This is a genomic window from Curtobacterium oceanosedimentum (assembly GCF_040545555.1).
Classification (GTDB): Bacteria; Actinomycetota; Actinomycetes; order Actinomycetales; family Microbacteriaceae; genus Curtobacterium.
This window is the reverse complement of sequence record NZ_JBEPMD010000005.1, coordinates 97,945-116,902: the sequence shown is the minus strand read 5'-3', so window position 1 is coordinate 116,902 and position 18,958 is coordinate 97,945. Positions and strand designations below refer to the sequence as shown.

16 protein-coding genes are annotated in these 18,958 nt (G+C 71.7%); 9 read left to right on the top strand and 7 right to left on the bottom strand.

Annotated features, from left to right (window positions below; genetic code table 11):
* Window positions 1-6: 6 nt before the first annotated feature.
* Window positions 7-828: a cytochrome c oxidase assembly protein gene (locus ABIC52_RS07040; RefSeq protein WP_354026973.1), complete on the top strand. Its 822-nt coding sequence runs from the start codon at window positions 7-9 to the stop codon at window positions 826-828.
* 336 nt (window positions 829-1,164) lie between these two features.
* Here the strand turns inward: ABIC52_RS07040 and ABIC52_RS07035 are convergent, their stop codons facing one another.
* Both ABIC52_RS07035 and ABIC52_RS07030 read right to left on the bottom strand, forming a co-directional pair.
* Window positions 1,165-2,709 (bottom strand): DHA2 family efflux MFS transporter permease subunit, encoded by a 1,545-nt coding sequence (locus tag ABIC52_RS07035; protein WP_209679997.1) that lies wholly within the window; start codon window positions 2,707-2,709, stop codon window positions 1,165-1,167.
* On the bottom strand, window positions 2,706-3,314 hold the full coding sequence (locus ABIC52_RS07030; protein ID WP_354026972.1) for a PadR family transcriptional regulator: 609 nt from the start codon (window positions 3,312-3,314) through the stop codon (window positions 2,706-2,708). Before ABIC52_RS07030 ends, ABIC52_RS07035 begins: the two co-directional genes overlap by 4 nt.
* 146 nt (window positions 3,315-3,460) lie before the next feature.
* Here ABIC52_RS07030 and purS point away from each other — a divergent pair, with 146 nt between their 5' ends.
* The 4 genes from purS to ABIC52_RS07010 all read left to right on the top strand — a co-directional run bounded on the left by purS (window position 3,461) and on the right by ABIC52_RS07010 (window position 7,924).
* Entirely contained in the window at window positions 3,461-3,712 is a 252-nt protein-coding gene (purS, locus tag ABIC52_RS07025; protein WP_066652126.1) for a phosphoribosylformylglycinamidine synthase subunit PurS, read from the top strand.
* 5 nt (window positions 3,713-3,717) lie between these two features.
* On the top strand, window positions 3,718-4,413 hold the full coding sequence (gene purQ, locus ABIC52_RS07020) for a phosphoribosylformylglycinamidine synthase subunit PurQ (RefSeq protein WP_066657734.1): 696 nt from the start codon (window positions 3,718-3,720) through the stop codon (window positions 4,411-4,413).
* 17 nt (window positions 4,414-4,430) lie between these two features.
* Window positions 4,431-6,833: a phosphoribosylformylglycinamidine synthase subunit PurL gene (gene purL, locus ABIC52_RS07015; protein ID WP_126890176.1), complete on the top strand. Its 2,403-nt coding sequence runs from the start codon at window positions 4,431-4,433 to the stop codon at window positions 6,831-6,833.
* Window positions 6,834-7,003: 170 nt separating this feature from the next.
* Window positions 7,004-7,924, top strand: coding sequence for a 2-hydroxyacid dehydrogenase (locus ABIC52_RS07010; RefSeq protein ID WP_126890175.1), 921 nt, complete (start codon window positions 7,004-7,006; stop codon window positions 7,922-7,924).
* Between the two features lie 59 nt (window positions 7,925-7,983).
* Here ABIC52_RS07010 and ABIC52_RS07005 read toward each other — a convergent pair whose 3' ends face one another.
* Genes ABIC52_RS07005 through ABIC52_RS06995 form a run of 3 tightly spaced genes read right to left on the bottom strand, consistent with a single transcriptional unit; the run spans window position 7,984 to window position 9,844 of the window.
* Window positions 7,984-8,409: a GNAT family N-acetyltransferase gene (locus tag ABIC52_RS07005; protein WP_126890174.1), complete on the bottom strand. Its 426-nt coding sequence runs from the start codon at window positions 8,407-8,409 to the stop codon at window positions 7,984-7,986.
* Complete coding sequence (locus ABIC52_RS07000; protein ID WP_354026971.1) at window positions 8,406-9,527, bottom strand: lactonase family protein; 1,122 nt, start codon at window positions 9,525-9,527, stop codon at window positions 8,406-8,408. Before ABIC52_RS07000 ends, ABIC52_RS07005 begins: the two co-directional genes overlap by 4 nt.
* Window positions 9,524-9,844, bottom strand: a complete 321-nt coding sequence (locus ABIC52_RS06995; RefSeq protein WP_058729807.1) for a chorismate mutase — start codon at window positions 9,842-9,844, stop codon at window positions 9,524-9,526. The genes ABIC52_RS07000 and ABIC52_RS06995 overlap by 4 nt, the downstream gene beginning before the upstream one ends.
* Window positions 9,845-9,932: 88 nt before the next feature.
* Here ABIC52_RS06995 and ABIC52_RS06990 point away from each other — a divergent pair, with 88 nt between their 5' ends.
* Entirely contained in the window at window positions 9,933-10,340 is a 408-nt protein-coding gene (locus ABIC52_RS06990; RefSeq protein WP_354026970.1) for a DUF1304 domain-containing protein, read from the top strand.
* A gap of 272 nt (window positions 10,341-10,612) precedes the next feature.
* Here the strand turns inward: ABIC52_RS06990 and ABIC52_RS06985 are convergent, their stop codons facing one another.
* Window positions 10,613-11,629: an iron-siderophore ABC transporter substrate-binding protein gene (locus ABIC52_RS06985; protein ID WP_354026969.1), complete on the bottom strand. Its 1,017-nt coding sequence runs from the start codon at window positions 11,627-11,629 to the stop codon at window positions 10,613-10,615.
* A 58-nt stretch (window positions 11,630-11,687) separates the two neighbouring features.
* Here ABIC52_RS06985 and ABIC52_RS06980 point away from each other — a divergent pair, with 58 nt between their 5' ends.
* Window positions 11,688-12,554, top strand: coding sequence for a shikimate dehydrogenase family protein (locus tag ABIC52_RS06980; RefSeq protein ID WP_354026968.1), 867 nt, complete (start codon window positions 11,688-11,690; stop codon window positions 12,552-12,554).
* Window positions 12,555-12,564: 10 nt separating this feature from the next.
* Here the strand turns inward: ABIC52_RS06980 and ABIC52_RS06975 are convergent, their stop codons facing one another.
* Window positions 12,565-12,948 (bottom strand): YchJ family protein, encoded by a 384-nt coding sequence (locus ABIC52_RS06975; protein ID WP_354026967.1) that lies wholly within the window; start codon window positions 12,946-12,948, stop codon window positions 12,565-12,567.
* A 70-nt stretch (window positions 12,949-13,018) separates the two neighbouring features.
* Between ABIC52_RS06975 and ABIC52_RS06970 the strand changes: the two genes are divergently transcribed.
* Entirely contained in the window at window positions 13,019-13,750 is a 732-nt protein-coding gene (locus ABIC52_RS06970) for an SOS response-associated peptidase (RefSeq protein ID WP_354026966.1), read from the top strand.
* Window positions 13,751-13,884: 134 nt separating this feature from the next.
* Complete coding sequence (locus ABIC52_RS06965) at window positions 13,885-18,912, top strand: Ig-like domain-containing protein (protein WP_354026965.1); 5,028 nt, start codon at window positions 13,885-13,887, stop codon at window positions 18,910-18,912.
* Window positions 18,913-18,958 lie beyond the last annotated feature (46 nt).

The following is an 18,958-nucleotide window of genomic DNA, read 5'->3' as shown; positions in this document are numbered from 1 at the left end:
GCCGCGGTGCTGCTGGCGGTCGCCGCGGTGACCTACGGCTGGTGGCTCGTCGGGGCTCGACGCCGCGGGGCCCGGTGGTCCACCTGGCGGTCCCTGTCGTTCCTGGTCGCACTGCTGCTCTTCGCCGTGCTCCAGTTCGGCGTCGTCGGCCGGTACGACCAGGAGCTCCGGTGGGCCTTCACGCTCCGGCTCGCGCTGCTGTTCTTCGCGGTTCCGACCTTCGCCGCCCTGGCCGCCCCGGTGTCGCTGCTGCGGCTCGGCGGCCCGGCACGGTGGTCCGCCGCCGCTGACCGGGCGATGCACTCGCGGCCGGTCCGGGTGCTCGGCAACGCGATCGTCGCCCCCGTGGTCGGCCTCGTGCTGTTCGCGGTGCTGCTCACCCCGCTGTCGGCGGTCGTCCGCGAGTCGGGAGTCTGGGCAGCGCTCATCACGGTGCTCGTGCCGGCGCTCGGGTTCACGGTGCTCGGGCCGCTGTCCGAGCCGGGGGTCCTGCGGAGTTCGACCTTCGTGACGGTCGAGTTCTTGCTCGCCTTCGTGGAGCTGCTGCTCGACGCGGTGCCCGGCATCGTGCTCCGGGTGTCGAACCACGTGCTCGACGGGTCGCTCGTGCACGCCGTCGGGCAGTCGTGGTTCCCGTCGCCCCTGCGCGACCAGCACCTGGCGGGCGACCTGCTGTGGTTCATCGCCGAGGTCGCCGACGTCCCGGTCCTCGTGATGCTGTTCGTGCGGTGGCAGCGGACGGACCGCCGCGAGGCCAGCTCGGTCGACGCCCTGTCCGACGAGGAGATGGCCGAGCTGACCCGGGCGCACCTGCAGCGCCGGGTATGAGCGGGGCCGGCGGCGTGCGGCGCGCGGCGCGGCCGGCGGCGTGCGGCGTGCGGCGTGTAGGGCCGTCGGTCTGCGGCGCGGTCGTACGACAGATGCGCTGTCGTACGACGACGATCCTGTCGCACCAGTCCCCGCCGTTCCACAGCTCTTCCGCCCTGGGCGGCAAGAACGACAGATGCGCTGTCGTACGACAGCGGCCTTGTCGTTCTGCATCGGCACAACGCGGACGGCTGCCCCGCACGAACGAGCTGCATGACCGGCACCACGAGCGGACCCCGGCGCCGCTCGACCGAGCGGGACCGGGGTCCACCGTGTGACGACGTCAGCGCAGCAGCGTCAGCGCGCCGCGGCCTCGGGCTCGGCCGCGTCCGGCTGCGTCTCGACCGCCCCGGTCTGCTTCCACGCTGTCGTCTGCTTCGGCTTCGCCAGGAACAGCGCCGCGACGATGGCCGCCACGAGCACCACGGCCGGCAGCACGAGCGACTGCCCCATCGCCGTGGCGAACGGCTGCTGCAGGAACTCGGGCAGCGCTCCGACCTGCTGCTCCGCGCCGCCCGAGCCCGTGCCCGCACCGGACGGGAAGTTCGCCGTGATGCGCGCCTCGATCAGCGCAGCGATACCGGCAGAGCCGAGCACCGCACCGATCTGCCGCGTGGTGTTGTAGACGCCCGACCCGGCACCCGCGAGCGCCGGCGGCAGGTTGCGCGTGGCCGACACCGAGAGCGGACCCCACATGCAGGCGTTGGCGAGCCCGAGGAGCGCGCTCGGCAGCAACGTCCAGCCCCAGCCGGCACCCGACCAGAGCAGTGCGCCGAACCAGAACAGTCCGCCGGAGAAGCACGCGAGGCCGAACGAGCCGACCCACCGCGGGTTCCACTTGTTGAGGTTCTTGCCGACGAGCGGTGCGAGCGCGGCGGACAGCACGGCCTGCGGCACGAGCAGCAGCGCGGCCTGGGTCGGCGAGAAGCGCAGCACGTCCTGCGCCCAGAGCATGATCGGCAGCGCGAACGACGAGATCGCCACGCCGACCGCCGTGATGGCGATGTTCGCGAGCGTGAAGTTGCGGTCCTTGAACAGGCCGAGCGGCAGCAGCGGCTCGCCCTTCTGCACGCCCTGCCACACCACGAAGGCGGCGAGCACGACGATGCCGGTGATGATCAGCGACCAGACCGAGATCGGGCCGGTGATGGTGCCCCAGTCGTAGGTCTCGCCCTCCTGGATGCCGAACACGAGCAGGAACATGCCGGCGGCGCTGAGGACGATGCCCAGGTAGTCGAACCGGTGTCCGTGGCGCTCGAAGCGGGGGACGAAGCGCTGCGCGAGCACGAACGCGACGACACCGACGGGGACGTTCACGAAGAAGATCCACTCCCAGCCGAAGCCGTCGACGAGCAGCCCGCCGACGATCGGCCCGACGAGCGACGCGACACCGGCGACGGCGCCCCACAGGCCCATGGCTGCACCACGGTTCTGCGGCGGGAAGATGCGCGTGATGACCGCCATCGTCTGCGGGGTCATCATCGCGGCACCGAGGCCCTGCACGACGCGGGCGACGATGAGCACCTCGATGGAACCGGCCAGACCGCACCACAGGCTCGCGAGGGTGAACACCACGAGACCCGCCTGGTACAGCACCTTGGGGCCGAAGCGGTCACCGAGCCGCCCGGTGATGAGCAGCGGCACGGCGTAGGCGAGCAGGTACGCGCTGGTGACCCAGATCACGGCGTTGATGTCGGCGTCGAGCGCCTGCGCGATCGTGGGCGTCGCGACCGACACGATGGTCGAGTCGACGAGGATCATGAAGAAGCCGACGACGAGTGCCCAGAGCGCGGGCCACGGCTTCTGCCCGTGCTGCAGGTCGGCGGACGTGGTGGAGGTCATCGAGTGGTGTCCTGGTCCTTCTGTGGTGCTGGGTCGGGGACGGCGGGGCCGTCCCAGGGGATGTCGCCGCTCGCGATGCGGTCGGCGGTGGCGGTCAGCCACTCGATCTGCGCGGTGAGCATGCCACGGACGTACGACACGTCGAGCCAGTAGCGCTCGGCGAGCTGCTTGGCCTGGAGGCCCGTGGCGGCTTCGTCGTACCCCGCGCGTTCCGCACGGAGCGCCTCGGCGCGGGCGCGCAGCGCGGTCGCCGCATCCGTCGCGGTCAGGTTGTCGACGTGGGAGACCGCGAGCTGGAACTCGGGGTACTCGTCGGCGGGCTCGGCGATCATGCGCCGGAGCCCGGCGTCGAGCTCCGCACGACCGTGGTCGGTGATGGCGTACGTGGTGCGCTCGGGCCGGTTGCCCTCGCGCGCGGTCCCGAGGGCCTCGGCGTACCCGAGGTCCACGAGCCGCCCGATCTGGTGGTACAGCGTGCTCGGCCGGACCTTGACGTTCTGGTCCTCGTGCCGGTGGAGCATCGTCTGGAACATCTCGTACGGGTGCATGGGCGCCTCGGCGAGCAGGCCGAGCGCGGCGAACGCGAGGGGCGTGAGCGACGCCATCCGTGCCTCCAGACCGTGTTCCCGAGCGATTATTCGACTTGGAACATACGCTTTCGACGACTTCTCCACAAGCGGCCCGGCGCGCCGCGCGCGGCCCGTAGACTGGTGCCGTCCCACCCAACCCACCCAAGCGCTGGAGTGAACACGTGCCAACCATCGTCGTCGAGGTCATGCCCAAGGCAGAAATCCTCGACCCCCAGGGCAAGGCGGTGGGCAACGCCCTCGCCCGTCTCGGCAAGGCCGACCTGACCGACGTCCGCATCGGCAAGCGCTTCGAGATCGCCGTCGACGGCCCGGTCGACGACGCGAAGCTGGCCGAGGTCCGCGACATCGCGGCCGACGTCTTCTCGAACGCCGTGATCGAGGACGTCGTCTCCGTCACCGTGCAGGACGCGTGACGCGGATGCGCATCGGCGTCATCACGTTCCCGGGCTCGCTCGACGACCGCGACGCCCAGCGCGCGGTCCGCCTGGCGGGAGCCGACCCCGTCGCGCTCTGGCACGGCGACCACGACCTGCAGGGGGTCGACGCGATCGTGCTCCCCGGCGGGTTCTCGTACGGCGACTACCTCCGTGCCGGCGCCATCGCGGCAAAGGCCCCGATCATGGCCGAGGTCATCGACGCCGCCGGCAAGGGGATGCCCGTGCTCGGCATCTGCAACGGGTTCCAGATGCTCGCCGAGGCCCGCCTCGTCCCGGGCGCGCACACCCGCAACGCGCACCAGCAGTTCATCCGCCGCGACCAGAAGCTCCGCGTCGAGACCGCCGGCACAGCCTGGACCTCCGGGTTCAGCGCCGGGCAGGAGATCACGATCCCGCTCAAGAACGCCGACGGCCGCTTCGTCGCCGACGCCGACGAGATCAAGCGCATCGAGGACAACGGCCAGGTCGTGTTCCGCTACGTCGGCGTGAACCCGAACGGGTCGATCGACGACATCGCCGGCGTCTCGAACGAGCGCGGCAACGTCGTCGGGCTCATGCCGCACCCCGAGCACGCGACGGAGCCCGGCTTCGGCCCGGACACCCCCGCGGCGATGGCCTCCGGCACGGACGGCCTCACCTTCTTCACCTCCGTGATCGAGTCGACGCTCGTCAAGTGACGACGGACACGACTCCAGTGACAGGGAACGACAACACCGTGACGACCCACGTTCGCCCGAAGCCCGACACCGTGCAGGACGCCGCCGCGACGCCCGACAAGGAGCAGCCGTACGAGGCGCTCGGGCTCAAGGCCGACGAGTACGCGAAGATCCGCGAGATCCTCGGCCGCCGCCCCACCTCGGGCGAGCTCGCGATGTACTCCGTGATGTGGTCGGAGCACTGCTCGTACAAGTCGAGCAAGAACTACCTGCGTCAGTTCGGCAAGAAGGTCACGCCGGAGATGACGAAGAACCTGATGGTCGGCATGGGCGAGAACGCCGGTGTCGTCGACGTCGGCAACGGTTGGGCGGTGACCTTCAAGGTCGAGTCGCACAACCACCCGTCCTACGTCGAGCCGTACCAGGGTGCCGCGACCGGCGTCGGCGGCATCGTCCGCGACATCATCTCGATGGGCGCTCGCCCGGTCGCCGTGATGGACCAGCTCCGCTTCGGCGCGATCGACCACGAGGACACGGCACGCGTCGTGCACGGCGTCGTCGGCGGCATCTCGTTCTACGGCAACTGCCTGGGCCTGCCGAACATCGGTGGTGAGACCTACTTCGACCCGGTGTACCAGGGCAACCCCCTGGTCAACGCGCTCGCGGTCGGTGTCCTGCGTCACGAGGACCTGCACCTGGCGAACGCCTCCGGTGCCGGCAACAAGGTCGTGCTCTTCGGTGCCCGGACCGGTGGCGACGGCATCGGCGGTGCGTCGATCCTGGCGTCCGACACCTTCACCGAGGGCGGGCCGACCAAGCGTCCGGCGGTGCAGGTCGGCGACCCGTTCGCCGAGAAGGTCCTCATCGAGTGCTGCCTCGAGCTGTTCCAGGAGGAACTGGTCGAGGGCATCCAGGACCTCGGCGCCGCGGGCATCTCCTGCGCGACGAGCGAGCTGGCGTCCAACGGTGACGGCGGCATGCACATCTCGCTCGACGACGTCCTCCTGCGCGACCCCACGCTCACGGCAGAGGAGATCCTCATGTCCGAGAGCCAGGAGCGCATGATGGCGGTCGTCCGCCCCGAGAAGCTCGACGAGTTCCTCGCGGTGGTCGGCAAGTGGGAGGTCGAGACCAGCGTCCTGGGCGAGGTCACCGGCACCGGTCGCCTCGTCATCGACTGGCAGGGCCAGGAGATCGTGAACGTCGACCCGCGCACGGTCGCCGTCGACGGCCCGGTGTACGACCGCCCGGTCGCCTATCCGTCCTGGATCGACGCGCTGCAGGCCGACACCGCCGCCTCGCTCGAGCGTCCGGCCGACGGCCCTGCGCTCAAGGCACAGTTCCTGCAGCTCCTCGGTTCGCCGAACCTGGCGTCGAAGAACTGGGTCACGAACCAGTACGACACCTACGTGCTCGGCAACACGGCGCTCTCCTTCCCCGACGACGGCGGCATGATCCGCGTCGACGAGGAGACCGGGCTCGGCGTCACCGTCGCGACCGACGCGAACGGCCGCTACTGCCAGCTCGACCCGAAGCAGGGCGCGCGCCTGGCGCTGGCCGAGGCGTACCGGAACGTCGCCGTCACCGGCGCCGTCCCCGCCGCGGTCACGGACTGCCTGAACTTCGGCTCGCCGGAGAACCCCGAGGTCATGTGGCAGTTCTCCGAGGCCGTCGAGGGCCTGGCGGACGGCTGCATGGAGCTCGGGATCCCGGTCACCGGCGGCAACGTGTCGTTCTACAACCAGACCGGCACGACCCCGATCCACCCGACCCCCGTGGTCGGCGTGCTCGGCATCATCGACGACGTCGCCTTGCGCGTGCCGTCGGGCTGGCAGGACGACGGCCACAACGTGTACCTGCTGGGCACGACGAGCCTCGAGCTCGACGGCTCCGCGTGGGCCGGCACCGTGCACGGGCACCTCGGCGGCCGTCCGCCGGCGGTCGACCTCGCGCAGGAGAAGGCCCTGGCCGAGCTCCTGCAGGCAGCGTCGGGCGAGCAGCTGCTCACGAGCGCCCACGACCTGGCGGACGGCGGCCTCGGCCAGTCCCTCGCCGAGTCGGTGCTGCGCTTCGGCATCGGCGTCCGCGTGGTGCTCGACGAGCTCGAGGAGCGCGACGGCGTCGACACGGCGACCGCACTGTTCTCCGAGTCGACGGGCCGTGTCATCGTGACCGTGCGCCGCGAGGACGACGTGCGCTTCCAGGGCCTGTGCGACGGCCGGGGCTTCCCGGTGCTGCGCATCGGTGTGACGGACGCCTCGTCCGGCACGCTCGAGGTGCAGGGCGCGTTCGAGGCGTCGATCGACGAGCTCCGTGGGACGCACGGCGCGACGCTGCCGGCTCGCTTCGGTGACGTGATCGTCGAGGACGTCATCGAGGGCTACGTCGGGCGCGGGCCGCTCGACGACCACGGCTCGTTCTCGCCGCGCACCGACAGCTGACACCGCCCGCCGACGGCTGACACCCTGGCGACAGGGGACGGGCCGACAGGCAGACAGGCCGACAGGCAGACAGGCCGACAGGCCGACAGGCCGAGAGCACCCGCCGACGGCGGCCAGCGCGAGCTGACCGCCGTCGACGGGTCCCGACACCTCAGGAGCACCACGCACCCATGCCGATCGTGACCCTGCCCTTCGCGGAGCTCGTCGAGCGGTTCGGCCCCGTGCCGGACGGCGTCGAGCTCGACGTCTGGGACGTCGAAGGCCCGTACGACCGGCCCGGTGACGTGGCGATCACGCTGCTGCCGTTCTACTTCGCGGGTCGCCACCGGTGGCAGTACGTGCACGACCTGCCGAACCTCCGGCTCCTGCAACTGCCGAGCGCCGGGTACGAGCACGCGCTGCCGCACGCTCCGGCGCACGCGCAGGTCGCGAACGGCCGGGGCATCCACGACGACGAGACGGCCGAGCTCGCGGTCGGACTCGCGTTGACGTCGCTCCGCGAGATCCACACGTTCCAGACCGACCGCGCCGCCGGCGTGTGGGACGCCCGCACCACCCGGTCGCTCGCCGACCGTCGGGTGACGGTCGTCGGGTACGGCGCGATCGGAGCTGCGATCGCCACGCGCTTCGAGGCGTTGCGGTGCGACGTCACCGTCGTGGCCCGCACCGCGCGGGAGCAGGACGGTCGACACGTGCACGCCTTCGGGGACCTCCCGGGACTCGCGGCCCGGACGGACGTCCTCGTGCTCATCACGCCGCTCACCGACGAGACCGAGCACCTGGTCGACGCCGATCTGCTCGCGGCACTGCCCGACGGCGCCCTCGTGGTGAACGTCGCCCGTGGGCGGGTCGTCGACACCGATGCCCTCGTGGCGGAACTCCAGCGCGGCCGACTGTCGGCAGCGCTCGACGTCACCGACCCGGAGCCGCTCCCCGCCGGGCATCCGCTCTGGACGACCCCGAACACCGTGCTGACGCCGCACGTCGGCGGGAACACGGACCTCAGCGTGCCGCGGACCCTCGAGCTCGTGCGGGGGCAGGTGTCCGCGCTGGCAGCGGGTCGGCCGTTCGCCAACGTCGTGCACGGCTGACCCTCACCGGCACGCCCACACGAACACACGCGACAGCAGCAGCGCCGGACGCTCGACCGTCAGCGCAGCGGCAGCGCCATCCCCAGGCTCGGTGCGACGTCCTCGAACCCGAGTGACCGGTACAGCCGCTGCCCGGGCGGATCCCCGACGAGCGTGATGTAGGCCCCCTCGGGCGCCCGCGCCCGGATGTCCGCCACGAGCCACTCGACGACGACCCTGCCGAGCCCCCGGCGCTGGTGACCCGGGTCGGTGGCGATGTCCGCGATGTGGAAGTACCACCCGCCGTCGCCGATCGTGCGGCCCATCGCGACGGGCACGTCCTGACCGTCGACCACGTGCACGGCAGACCAGCTGCCCGCGATCGCGCCCGCGCCCTGCTCCGCGTTCTTCGGGGACAGGCCGGAGTCCCGCCGCAGGCGCAGGTAGTCGTCCAGCGGCGGCGGCCCGACCACGAGCCGGTACCCGTCGGCGAGCGACTCCGTCACGACAGCACCGGCACGATGCACGCGGGCGACCCGACGGCGATCTGCGCCACGGACTCGCCCGGCACGCCGTCCGCCCCGACGGGCAGCACGGCGATGGCGTCGGACATCTGGTTGGCCACCAGCAGGTACCCGGGCACCTGCGCGAAGTGCCGGGGCCAGACCCCACCGCACGACGCGGACCCGACGACCGTCAGCCCATCGTCCGCGGTGTCGAGCACCACGACCAGGTCGCGACCACGCACCGCGACGACGACGCGTCCGGCCCGGTCGACCTCGACGTGGCTGAGGAGCGACTCCCCCACCTCACCCTCGAACGCCGGGGTCGAGGCGATCGGCTGCAGCGTCCCGGACTCGTCGCGGCGCAGGCGGTACACGCGCCCGTCGAGCTCCCCGGCGACGACGAGGTCGGCGTCCGCCCCGGTGCCGAGCCAGGCCATGTGCCGCGGCCCGACCCCGGGCCCGAGGTGGTGGACGCGGACGAGGTCGATCGCCGGGTCCGCCGACACCCGGAACTCGTGGAGCGCATCGCCGCCGAGGTCCGCGACGAGCACCGTGCCGTCGGGCGTCGCGATCGACTGGTGGGCGTGCGGCCCTTCCTGCCGGTCCTCGACGGGCCCCTCGACGTCGGGCAGCACGCCGGTGACGACCGCTGTGTCGGGGACGACGACCCGGTCCCGGCTGCCGTGTGCTCCGACGACACCGTCGCTGGCCGACACGGACGCGGCGTGCGACTCCGCGGCTTCGAGCGACACCGCGGTCACGGTGCCGGAGACGTAGTTCGTGACGACGAGTGCGCCGGAGGGGTCGACGCGCACGTGACAGGGGGCGTCACCGCCGGCGTCTGCGTCCCACCGGTGCTCGAGCGAGCCGCCGGCGTACCGGAAGGCCGAGACGCTGCCGTCCGCGGTCTCGGACACGGCGTAGACCCGGTCGCCGGACAGCGCGAGGAACGAGGGGTCGTCGATCACGGCGACGGTGGTCGCGGTCGATCCGTGCACGACCGAGATGCCGGTCGCGTTCCCGCCGCCCGTCGCGGTGTAGGACCCGACGAGCAGGTGCAGGTCGGCGAGGTCCTGCGGGAAGCCGTCGGCCGGGAGCCCGGCGGCAGCGCCGCTCACCGCTCGCCGCCGGCGATGCGCTCGTGGTGGTGGATGACCTCGGCGACGATGAAGTTCAGGAACTTCTCCGCGAACGCCGGGTCGAGGTGCGACTCGGCCGCGAGCTGTCGGAGCCGCGCGACCTGCACCTGCTCACGACCGGGGTCGGCGGCCGGCATCCCCGCGCCTGCCTTCAGGTAACCGACCCGCTGGGTGTACTTGAAGCGCTCGGCGAGCATGTGGATCACGGCGGCGTCGATGTTGTCGATGCTCTGCCGGATGCTCGCCAGCTCGGCGACCGCATCGTCGTGGACGGGCGTGGACTCGTCGGCACTCATGGCCCGAGCCTACTGGCCGTACCCCCGCCGCCGGGGTTGCGTGACGGACGGACACGAGCACCGCTCCGGGGCTGCGAGAATGGAGGCCATGTCGGTCCTGCTCGTGATCTCGGGCGTGTGTGCGGTCCTCGCGGGCCTCGTGCACGTGTACATCTTCTTCCTCGAGTCCGTTGCGTGGACGAGTCCTCGCGTGCGCCGCGCCTTCGGCATCGCCTCGGAGTCCGAGGCGCAGGCCACCCGCACCCTCGCCTTCAACCAGGGCTTCTACAACCTGTTCCTCGCCATCGGTGCGATCCTCGGTGTCGTCCTGGTGCTCGCGGGCAACGGCGCCAACGGCTGGACCCTCGTCGTGTTCTCGACCGCGAGCATGCTCGGCGCCGCGGTCGTCCTGGCCGGCACGGGTCGCCGCTACCTCAACTCGGCCTTCGTGCAGGGCTCGCTGCCGCTGATCACCCTGCTCTTCGCGTTCATCGGCTCCACCTTCACCGCCGCGTAGCCCCGCCGCTTTCTCCCGAAGCGCGGCGTTCGAGCCCATCACGCGTGCAATGGGATGACGATCCGCGCGTGGGAAGCAGGAAGGACCTGCCTCCTTCGCGCGGAACAGCCCCCTACGCGCGGAACGGCACCAGACGCCGGACGGGAGGCGCGGCGCCAGCCCGCACCGCGCCTCCCGTCCGACGGCCGGTCACCGCACCCCCGCGCGCAACGCGAGACGCCGGGTCGCGACTCGCGACCCGGCGTCTGCCGTACTCCCCCTGCGGCTGTCGGTCAGCCGACCTTCTTCGCGAACTCGTCCGGCAGACGGTCGAGCGCCCACTCGATGGCGGCGGTCGTGCCGAGCGAGAACGCGTTCGACACGTCAGCGTCGTCGACCACGATCGAGTGCCCGGCCTGCACCGACGGGACCTTCTGGAACAGCGGGTCCGACTCCGCCTTGGACGCGTCGACGAAGATCGGCAGGACGACGGTCAGGTCGGCATCGAGCAGGTCGAGGTTCTCGTTCGACAGGCTCACCGAGAAGGCGTCGCCGGCCTGCTGGTCGACGTTCTTCGGGATGGTGAAGCCGAGCTGCTGCATGAAGGTGGAGCGGCTGTCCTTCGAGGCGTACGCACCGAAGCCGTCCGCGGTGTACGACCCGACGACGGCGGTCTTGCCGTCGAACTCGGGGTGCGCCTTCCGCGCCGCGGCGTACGCGTCGTCGAGGTCGGTCAGCAGCTTCTTGCCCTCGGACTCCTTGCCGAGCGCGCGCGACACGAGGTCGACCTGCTGCTCGGTGGTGGTGAGGTAGTTCTCGCCGCCCTTCGGGATCGCCACGGTCGGCGCGATGGCCGAGAGCTTGGCGTAGCGGTCCTTGTCGCCCGAGCTCTTGGTGTCGAGGATCAGGTCCGGCTTGAGCTTGAGGATCTGCTCGTAGCTGGGCTCGAGCGTCTGGATCATCGTCGGCTTCTTCGTGTACGCGTCCTTGAGCCAGGGCCCGACACCGTCGCCACCGAAGCCGAGCCAGTCGCTCGCACCGACGGGCTGCACACCGAGCTCGAGTGCCGTCTCCGCGTCACCCCAACCGAGGGCGACGACGCGCTTCGGCTGCGAGGGGATCTCGGTCGTGCCGAGCGCGGTCTGGATCGAGACGGGGAACGCGCCGCCCGAGCCCGAGGCGTCGTCGGACGCGGCGGGCGACGAGGAGCCGGAGCTGCACCCGGCGAGGACGAGGGACGCGGCGACGACAGCGCCGGCGGCCGCGAGCACGCGGCGGACGCGGCGCGCTGAGGGGGAGGTTCGGATCACACAGGTAAGGCTACCCTAAGCACTCCTCTCGTGGACGTCGAGCGGCTAGGCTCCGGACGTGGAGTTCACCGACCCCGACCGGACCCGGCTGGCCGTGCTGGGCTCCCCCATCTCGCACTCGCTCTCCCCCACGCTGCACGCGGCGGCCTACGACGTGCTCGGACTGCCGTTCACGTACGGGAGGCACGAGGTCGCCTCCGGTGGGCTCGACGCGTTCGTCGCGGGGCTGGCTCCCGACTGGCGCGGGCTCAGCCTGACCATGCCGCTCAAGCGCGACGTGCTGCCGATGCTCGACCGCACCACCCCGCTCGTCGACGAGCTCGGGGTGGCGAACACCGTGGCGTTCCGGCAGGAGGGCGACCGGGTCGTCCTGGCCGGCGCGAACACCGACGTCGAGGGCATCGTCCGTCCGGTCGAGGCACTCGGGCACCTGCCGGGCGAAGCCACCATCGTCGGCGGTGGGGCCACCGCGGCGAGCGCCCTCGCGGCTGCCGTGCGACTCGGGGCCGTCGACGTGCGGCTGTTCCTCCGCGACACCGGGAAGGCAGGGCCGCTCGTGGAGCTGGCCGTGCGACTCGGCGTGACGCTCGAGGTGCTGCCGGTCGACTCGCTGCCCGGGACCCGGCACGGGTTCGTCGTCTCGACGCTGCCCGGTGGTGCGGCGGACTCGCTCGAGCTGGTGCCCTCGGGGTCGGATGCCGTGCTCTTCGACGTCGCCTACGAGCCGTGGCCGACGGCGGCGGCCGGACGCTGGGCGGCGGCAGGCGGCCGCGTGCTCAACGGGCTCGACATGCTCACGGAGCAGGCGATCGGGCAGATCCGGTTCTTCGTGAGCGGTGACGACAGCGAGCTGCTGCCGGACGAGGCCGAGGTCCGGCGGGCGATGCGGCGGTCGGTCGGGCTCCCGGACACCATCAGCGGCTGACGGTCGGCGGTCAGGCGACGACGCCGTCGAGGTAGAACCACCGGCCCTGCTCGCGGACGAAGTCGCTGGTCTCCTCCAGCGTCCCGCGGTCGTCGTCGGACCGCCACCACGCGCGGAAGGCGACCTGTCCTGCGGAGTCGAACGGGCCTCCCGACCGGGTCGACACGATGTCGAGCCGTGTCCAGCGCTGCGTCGGGTCGAGCGTCAGCTCGGACGGCCGGGTGCGCGGGTGCCAGGTGAGCAGCAGGTACTCCGGCAACCCGAGGGCGAACGCACTGAACCGGGAGCGCATGAGCCGCTCGGCGGTCGGGGCCGCGGCGCCCGCGTGCAGGGGTCCGCAGCACTCGCCGTAGGGGTTGCCGCTCAGGCAGGGGCAGCGCTGTTCGTCGTCCACCCGGGCACGGTAGCAGCGGCCGTGCAGGCCGTGCTGCACCACTGTCGGCAGCGCCGGGCACACTGGGCGCATGTGTGGAAGGTTCGTCGTCTCCGACACCACGGCCGATCTGCTGCCCGAGCTCGTGGGTGAGCTCGCCGCGCGCACCGAGCACGTCGACGAGGACACCGGCGAGGTGCACGCCGGCCTCGCCCCGAGCTGGAACGTCGCGCCGACCGACCCCGTGTACGCCGTCCGACAGCGCCACGGGCAGCGCGAGCTCCCGCAGGTCAGCTGGGGCTTCGTGCCGAGCTGGGCGAAGGACTTCCGGAAGCAGCGGCCGAAGCCGATCAACGCCCGCATCGAGACGGTGGCGACGAGCGGGATGTTCAAGCGGGCCTTCGCGACGAACCGCTGCATCGTGCCCGCCCTCGGCTACTACGAGTGGGTCGTCCGCGAGGACGGCAAGGAACCCCACTTCGTCCACGAACCCGGTGGCGCGCTGGCGATGGCGGGCATCGTGAGCGCCTGGCCGGACCCGACGAAGCCCGAGGACGACCCGGACAAGTGGCGGCTGTCGCTCGCGATCATCACCCGCGACGCGCACGTCGCGCCTGGCGAGGTCCACGACCGGATGCCGGCGTTCCTCACCCCCGACGGGTACGACGACTGGCTCGACGGCGACCTGGGCTCGGACGACCTGCTCGCGCTGCTCGACCACGAGTCGCTCGCGGTCGCGGCGGGGCTCGAGCAGTACGAGGTGTCGCGCGCGGTGAACAGCGTGCGCAACGAGGGCCCGCAGCTCATCGAGCCGGTGCGCTAGTCCACGCGGGACGGCTCGGTCCCCCTGTTTGGGGACACGAACCTCCCGTCTGAGTCGCAGCTGAGAACACGTGTACCCCCTACTGTGATGAACGGTCGCGTACCCGACACGACCATGCAGCACGAAGGAACTCTGTGTCTCCCACACACCGTGTTCGTCCGCGCCGTCGCGCTCTGCGCGTCCTGGCTGCGACGACCATCACCACGATCGTCGCCGGAGGCCTCGCCCTCCTGAGCCCGCTGACGGCCTCCGCGATGGCCAACCTGCCCGTCTCCGGCCTGTACGCCACCGTGAACGGCGACTCGACGATCTACTCGGTGGACCGCGCGACCGGCGCGGCCACGCCGTTCATCAGCTCCCCCGGGAACGTGACCGGGCTGAACCAGCTCGGCATCTCCGGTGACGGCGGCAAGATGTTCTTCACGAACGGCTCGAACGTCTTCGAGTGGACGGCATCGACCGAGACGTTCAAAACCATCGCCCGGCCGAGCTCCCCGACCGTGGCGACCCAGATGGGTGGCGTCGACCCCAAGACGGGCCGGTTCTACTTCGGCGGTCTGGACACGACGTCGAACCTCTTCACCTTCCTCTACTACGACCCGGCGACGGGGGCCGTCTCGACGAAGGCCGTGTCGGTCACGCCGAAGTCGACCCCTCCGGGCGGAGCCGGTGACCTGGCGTTCGACCGCCAGGGCAACATGTACTTCATCTCGAGCAGCACGAGGTCGGCCCAGGTCTACCGCGTGAACGCCGCGGACCTCGGCGGCGGCAGCACGACCGCGACGCCGGTCGGACCGGCGATCGGTACGTCCGTGAACCTGACCTCGCTGGCGTTCGGCGACGACGGGTACATCTACATCAGCGGATCCGGCGCGAACACCTACATGCAGGTGGACCCGGTCACCGGTGCCGTCGGCACGGCGAAGTCGATCCGCTCCGGCGGCACGGCGCTGAACGTGTACGACCTCGGTTCGCGCGCACTCCCCTCGACGGGGCAGTCGCAGGGCGGCTTCACCGACGGCCGCGCGAAGCCGAGCGACGAGCTCACGACGACGATCAGCGGCGGCGGCATCCCGGACCCGGTGAGCGGGACGACCGCCCCCGGCAAGGACACCGTCACCGTGGGCCCGATCATCCTGCTGCCCGGCAAGACGTACCAGGTCGACCAGACCCCCGGGAACACCACGACCGATCCGAACGCCTACGACACGAGCTACGTCTGCACCAACCTGGTCGACGGGACCGTCGTCAAGCAGGGCAAGGGCACCTCGGCGTCGTTCACCGTCCCCGCGGGTGGTGGAGACGTGCAGTGCGTGTTCACGAACCCCGTCAAGCCGACCGTCGCGAACACCTCGTCGACGGGCAACACCCCCGGGCAGCCGGCGACCGTCGACCCGCTCGCGGGTTCCACGGGCACCATCGACCCGACGACCGTCACGCTGGCCCCGAACACGCCGGACTCGACCGTGTCGAACGGCGGCAAGCAGCTCACCGTCCCCGGTGAGGGCACCTGGACCGTCGACCCGCAGTCGGGCAAGGTCACCTTCACGCCGGAGAGCGACTCCACGAAGAACCCGACCCCGGTCACCGACACGGTCGCCGACACCCGCGGCAACCAGGCGTCCGGGCAGATCGCCGTGACGTACAAGGGGAACGCGCAGCCCGACACCGCGAAGACCACCCAGGGCACGGCCGTGACGGTCGACGTCCTGGCGAACGACCAGGGCGGCACCGTCGCCTCGAGCGTCGTCTTCCCGACCTCCGGTCAGCCGAAGGGCGCGCAGGTCTCCGCGGACGGCAAGCAGCTGACGGTCCCGGGCGAGGGCACGTACACGATCGACCCGAGCACCGGGAAGGTCACGTTCACTCCCGACCCGGCGTTCCGCGGCACCGCATCGCCCGTGTCGTACCAGGTCGCCGACGCCGACAGCGCGACGTCCACGGCAACGATCACGGTCGCCGTCGCCGCGGTCGGCCCGACGGCGCACGACGAGACCGTCACGACGCAGCAGAACACCCCGACCACGGTCGACGTCGTCCGCGACGCCGCTCCGGGCGTGCAGGGCGGGACCCCCGTCGACCCGACGAAGGTCGCCTTCCCCGAGGACGGCCAGCCGGCCGGCGCCACGACGAGCACCGACGGCCGCCAGCTGACCGTTCCCGGACAGGGCACGTACACCGCTGACCCGACCTCCGGGACGATCACCTTCGCCCCGGCGCAGGCCTTCACCGGCACCACCACCCCCGTCACCTACCGGGTCGGCGACACCGGCGGCGCGACCGGCACCGGCACGCTGACCGTCACGGTCACGGCCGTCACCCCGACCGCGAAGGACGACACCGTCACGCTCGTGCAGGGCGACGCGGCCACGGTCGACGTCCTCGGCAACGACACCCCGGGCAACACGGCGACGCCGCTCGACCCCACCACCGTCACGTTCGCCGGCAACGGCACGAAGCAGCTCACCGTCCCGGGCGAGGGCTCGTACGCGATCGACCCGAAGTCCGGGAAGGTCACCTTCACGCCCGAGCCGACCTTCCGCGGCCCCGCGACGCCCGTGACCTACCGGGTCGCGGACGTCGACGGGCACACCGCGACCGCGACGATCACGGCCACGGTCACCCCGGTCGGCCCGGCGTCCGAGGACGACACCGCGAAGACCGAGCAGAACACCCCGATCGTGGTCGACGTCACCGCGAACGACCGGCCCGGCGTCGCGAACGGCACCCCGATCGACCCGACCAGCGTGGTCTTCCCGACCACCGGCCAGCCGACCGGCGCCACCGTGTCGAAGGACGGCAGGCAGCTCTCCGTCCCCGGCGAGGCCACGTACGCGATCGAGCCGAGCACCGGGAAGGTCACCGCCACCCCGGCGCAGGGCTTCACCGGCACGACCACGCCGGTGACGTACCAGGTCGCCGACAGCGGCGGAGCGACGGGGACCGCGACGATCAGCGTCACGGTCGCGGCCGTCCGCCCGACCGCGCAGGACGACGCCGCGACGATCGACCAGGGCAGCGCGACCACGGTCGACGTCCTGGCGAACGACACCGCCGGCAACGCGCAGACCCCGCTCACGCCGAGCAGCGTCGTCTTCCCGACGACCGGCCAGCCGAAGGGCGCACAGGTCTCGACCGACGGCAAGCAGCTGACCGTCCCGGGCGAGGGCACGTACACGATCGACCCGACCACCGGGAAGGTCACCGTCACGCCCGAGGCCACCTTCCGCGGTGCCGCCACTCCGGTGACGTACCAGGTCACGGACCGCGACGGCACGACCGCCTCGGCGACGATCACCGTCACGGCGAAGCCCGTCGCCCCGAAGGTCGCGAAGGACACCGCAGCCACCACGTCGCAGAACACCCCGGCCACGTTCGACGTCGCCGGAGCAGCGAGCCCCGGTGTCCAGAGCGGCACACCGGTCGACCCGGCGAGCGTCGTGTTCCCCAGGGACGGCCAGCCCTCCGGCACCACGGTGTCGGCCGACGGCAAGCAGCTCACCGTCCGCGGTGAAGGTGTGTACACGGTGGACCCGAAGACCGGTGTGGTGACCTTCACCCCCGCGCCAGGGTTCTCCGGCACGACCACCCCGGTCACGTACCAGGTGAGCGACACCGGTGGGCAGAGCTCGACCGGTCAGCTGACCACCACGGTCACCGCGGTGTCCCCCACCGCAGAGCCGGACGCCACCACGATCGCGCAGGGTGAGTCCGCGACGATCGACGTGCTCGGCAACGACCACGGCGGCAACGCGGCGACCCCGCTCGACCCGACCAGCGTCGTCTTCCCGGCCGCCGGTCAGCCCGCGGGCGCCTTCGCCACCGAGCACGCGGAGCAGCTCACCGTGCCCGGCCAGGGCACGTACGTGATCGACCCGGACTCCGGTGCGGTCACGTTCACCCCGGAGCCGACGTTCCGCGGCACCACGTCGTCGGTGACGTACCAGGTCGCCGACACCGACGGCACCACGACGACCGCGACGATCACCGCGACCGTCACGCCCGTCGGTCCGGCAGCGAAGGACGACGACGCGACGACGGAGCAGAACACCCCGGTGTCGATCGAGGTCCTGCGCAACGATTCACCCGGCGTCGCGGGCGGCACGCCGCTCGACCCCGCGAGCGTCGTCTTCCCGGCGACCGGCCAGCCGAGCGACGCCACGGTCAGCACGGACGGACGGCAGCTGGTCGTCGCCGGCCAGGGCACGTACGCGGTCGACCCGACCACCAGAACGGTGACGTTCACCCCCGCCCAGGGCTTCACCGGCACCGCGGCGGCGGTGACCTACCAGGTCGCCGACACCGGCGGGGTCACCGCGACGGCGACGATCACCGTGACGGTCACCTCGGTCGTCCCCCTCGCGCACGACGACTGGGCCAGCACTGCGACGAACACCCCGGTGACGATGTCGGTCCTGGGCAACGACGACGCCGGGAACGCCGCGACGCCGATCGTCCGGACCACCGTGCGGCTGCTCGACGGCTCGGGGGCAGCGGTCTCCCGCATCGCGGTTCCGCGGAACGGTGTCTGGTCGGTGGACGACGCGGACGGGACGGTGACCTTCACGCCGGAGCCGGGGTTCTCGGGTCCGACGAAGGGGAACTACCGGATCACGGACACCGACGGGAACACGAGTGACGCGGTCATGACCGTCGTCGTCGGCACCCCGCCGACCGCGGAGGCCGACCACCGGGACGGCGAGCCCGGCGCCGCCACCGTCGTCGACGTCCTGGGCAACGACAGCGCCGGCACTGCGCCGATCGACCCCGCGTCGGTCCGCCTGGTCGAGCCGAGGACCGGCAAGCTCGTCGAGACGGTGACGATCGCCGGCGAGGGTACCTTCACGGTTCAGGGCTCCGGCACGGTCACCTTCGTCCCGGTCGGCGGCTACGCCGGCACCGCGCACGTCGACTACTCGGTCGCGGGCGAGGACGGGAGCCGCGCCACCGCGACGGTCTCGGTCACGATCCCGGTCGTGCCCGGCGTCACGCAGAACCCGGCGAAGGGCGGCGGCGTCATCGTCACCACCCCGAGCGGCGACCGGCTGGCCTTCACGGGCAGTGACGTGCTGTGGCCCGGCCTCGGCGCCTCGTTCGTCCTGATGGCGATCGGCCTGGGCATGGTCCTGGTGCACCGCCGCCGTACGGCGCAGGAACGCTGACCCCCGAGGGGCTGACCCACAACGGCGGAGGGCCGGGACACCAGAC

Bases quoted from the DNA above. Each gene is read 5' to 3' on its own strand.
- ABIC52_RS07035 (WP_209679997.1), bottom strand. From the start codon at position 2,709: ATGACCTCCACCACGTCCGCCGACCTGCAGCACGGGCAGAAGCCGTGG.
- ABIC52_RS07030 (WP_354026972.1), bottom strand. From the start codon at position 3,314: ATGGCGTCGCTCACGCCCCTCGCGTTCGCCGCGCTCGGCCTGCTCGCC.
- purQ (WP_066657734.1), top strand. From the start codon at position 3,718: ATGCGCATCGGCGTCATCACGTTCCCGGGCTCGCTCGACGACCGCGAC.
- ABIC52_RS07010 (WP_126890175.1), top strand. From the start codon at position 7,004: ATGCCGATCGTGACCCTGCCCTTCGCGGAGCTCGTCGAGCGGTTCGGC.
- ABIC52_RS06995 (WP_058729807.1), bottom strand. From the start codon at position 9,844: ATGAGTGCCGACGAGTCCACGCCCGTCCACGACGATGCGGTCGCCGAG.
- ABIC52_RS06990 (WP_354026970.1), top strand. From the start codon at position 9,933: ATGTCGGTCCTGCTCGTGATCTCGGGCGTGTGTGCGGTCCTCGCGGGC.
- ABIC52_RS06970 (WP_354026966.1), top strand. From the start codon at position 13,019: ATGTGTGGAAGGTTCGTCGTCTCCGACACCACGGCCGATCTGCTGCCC.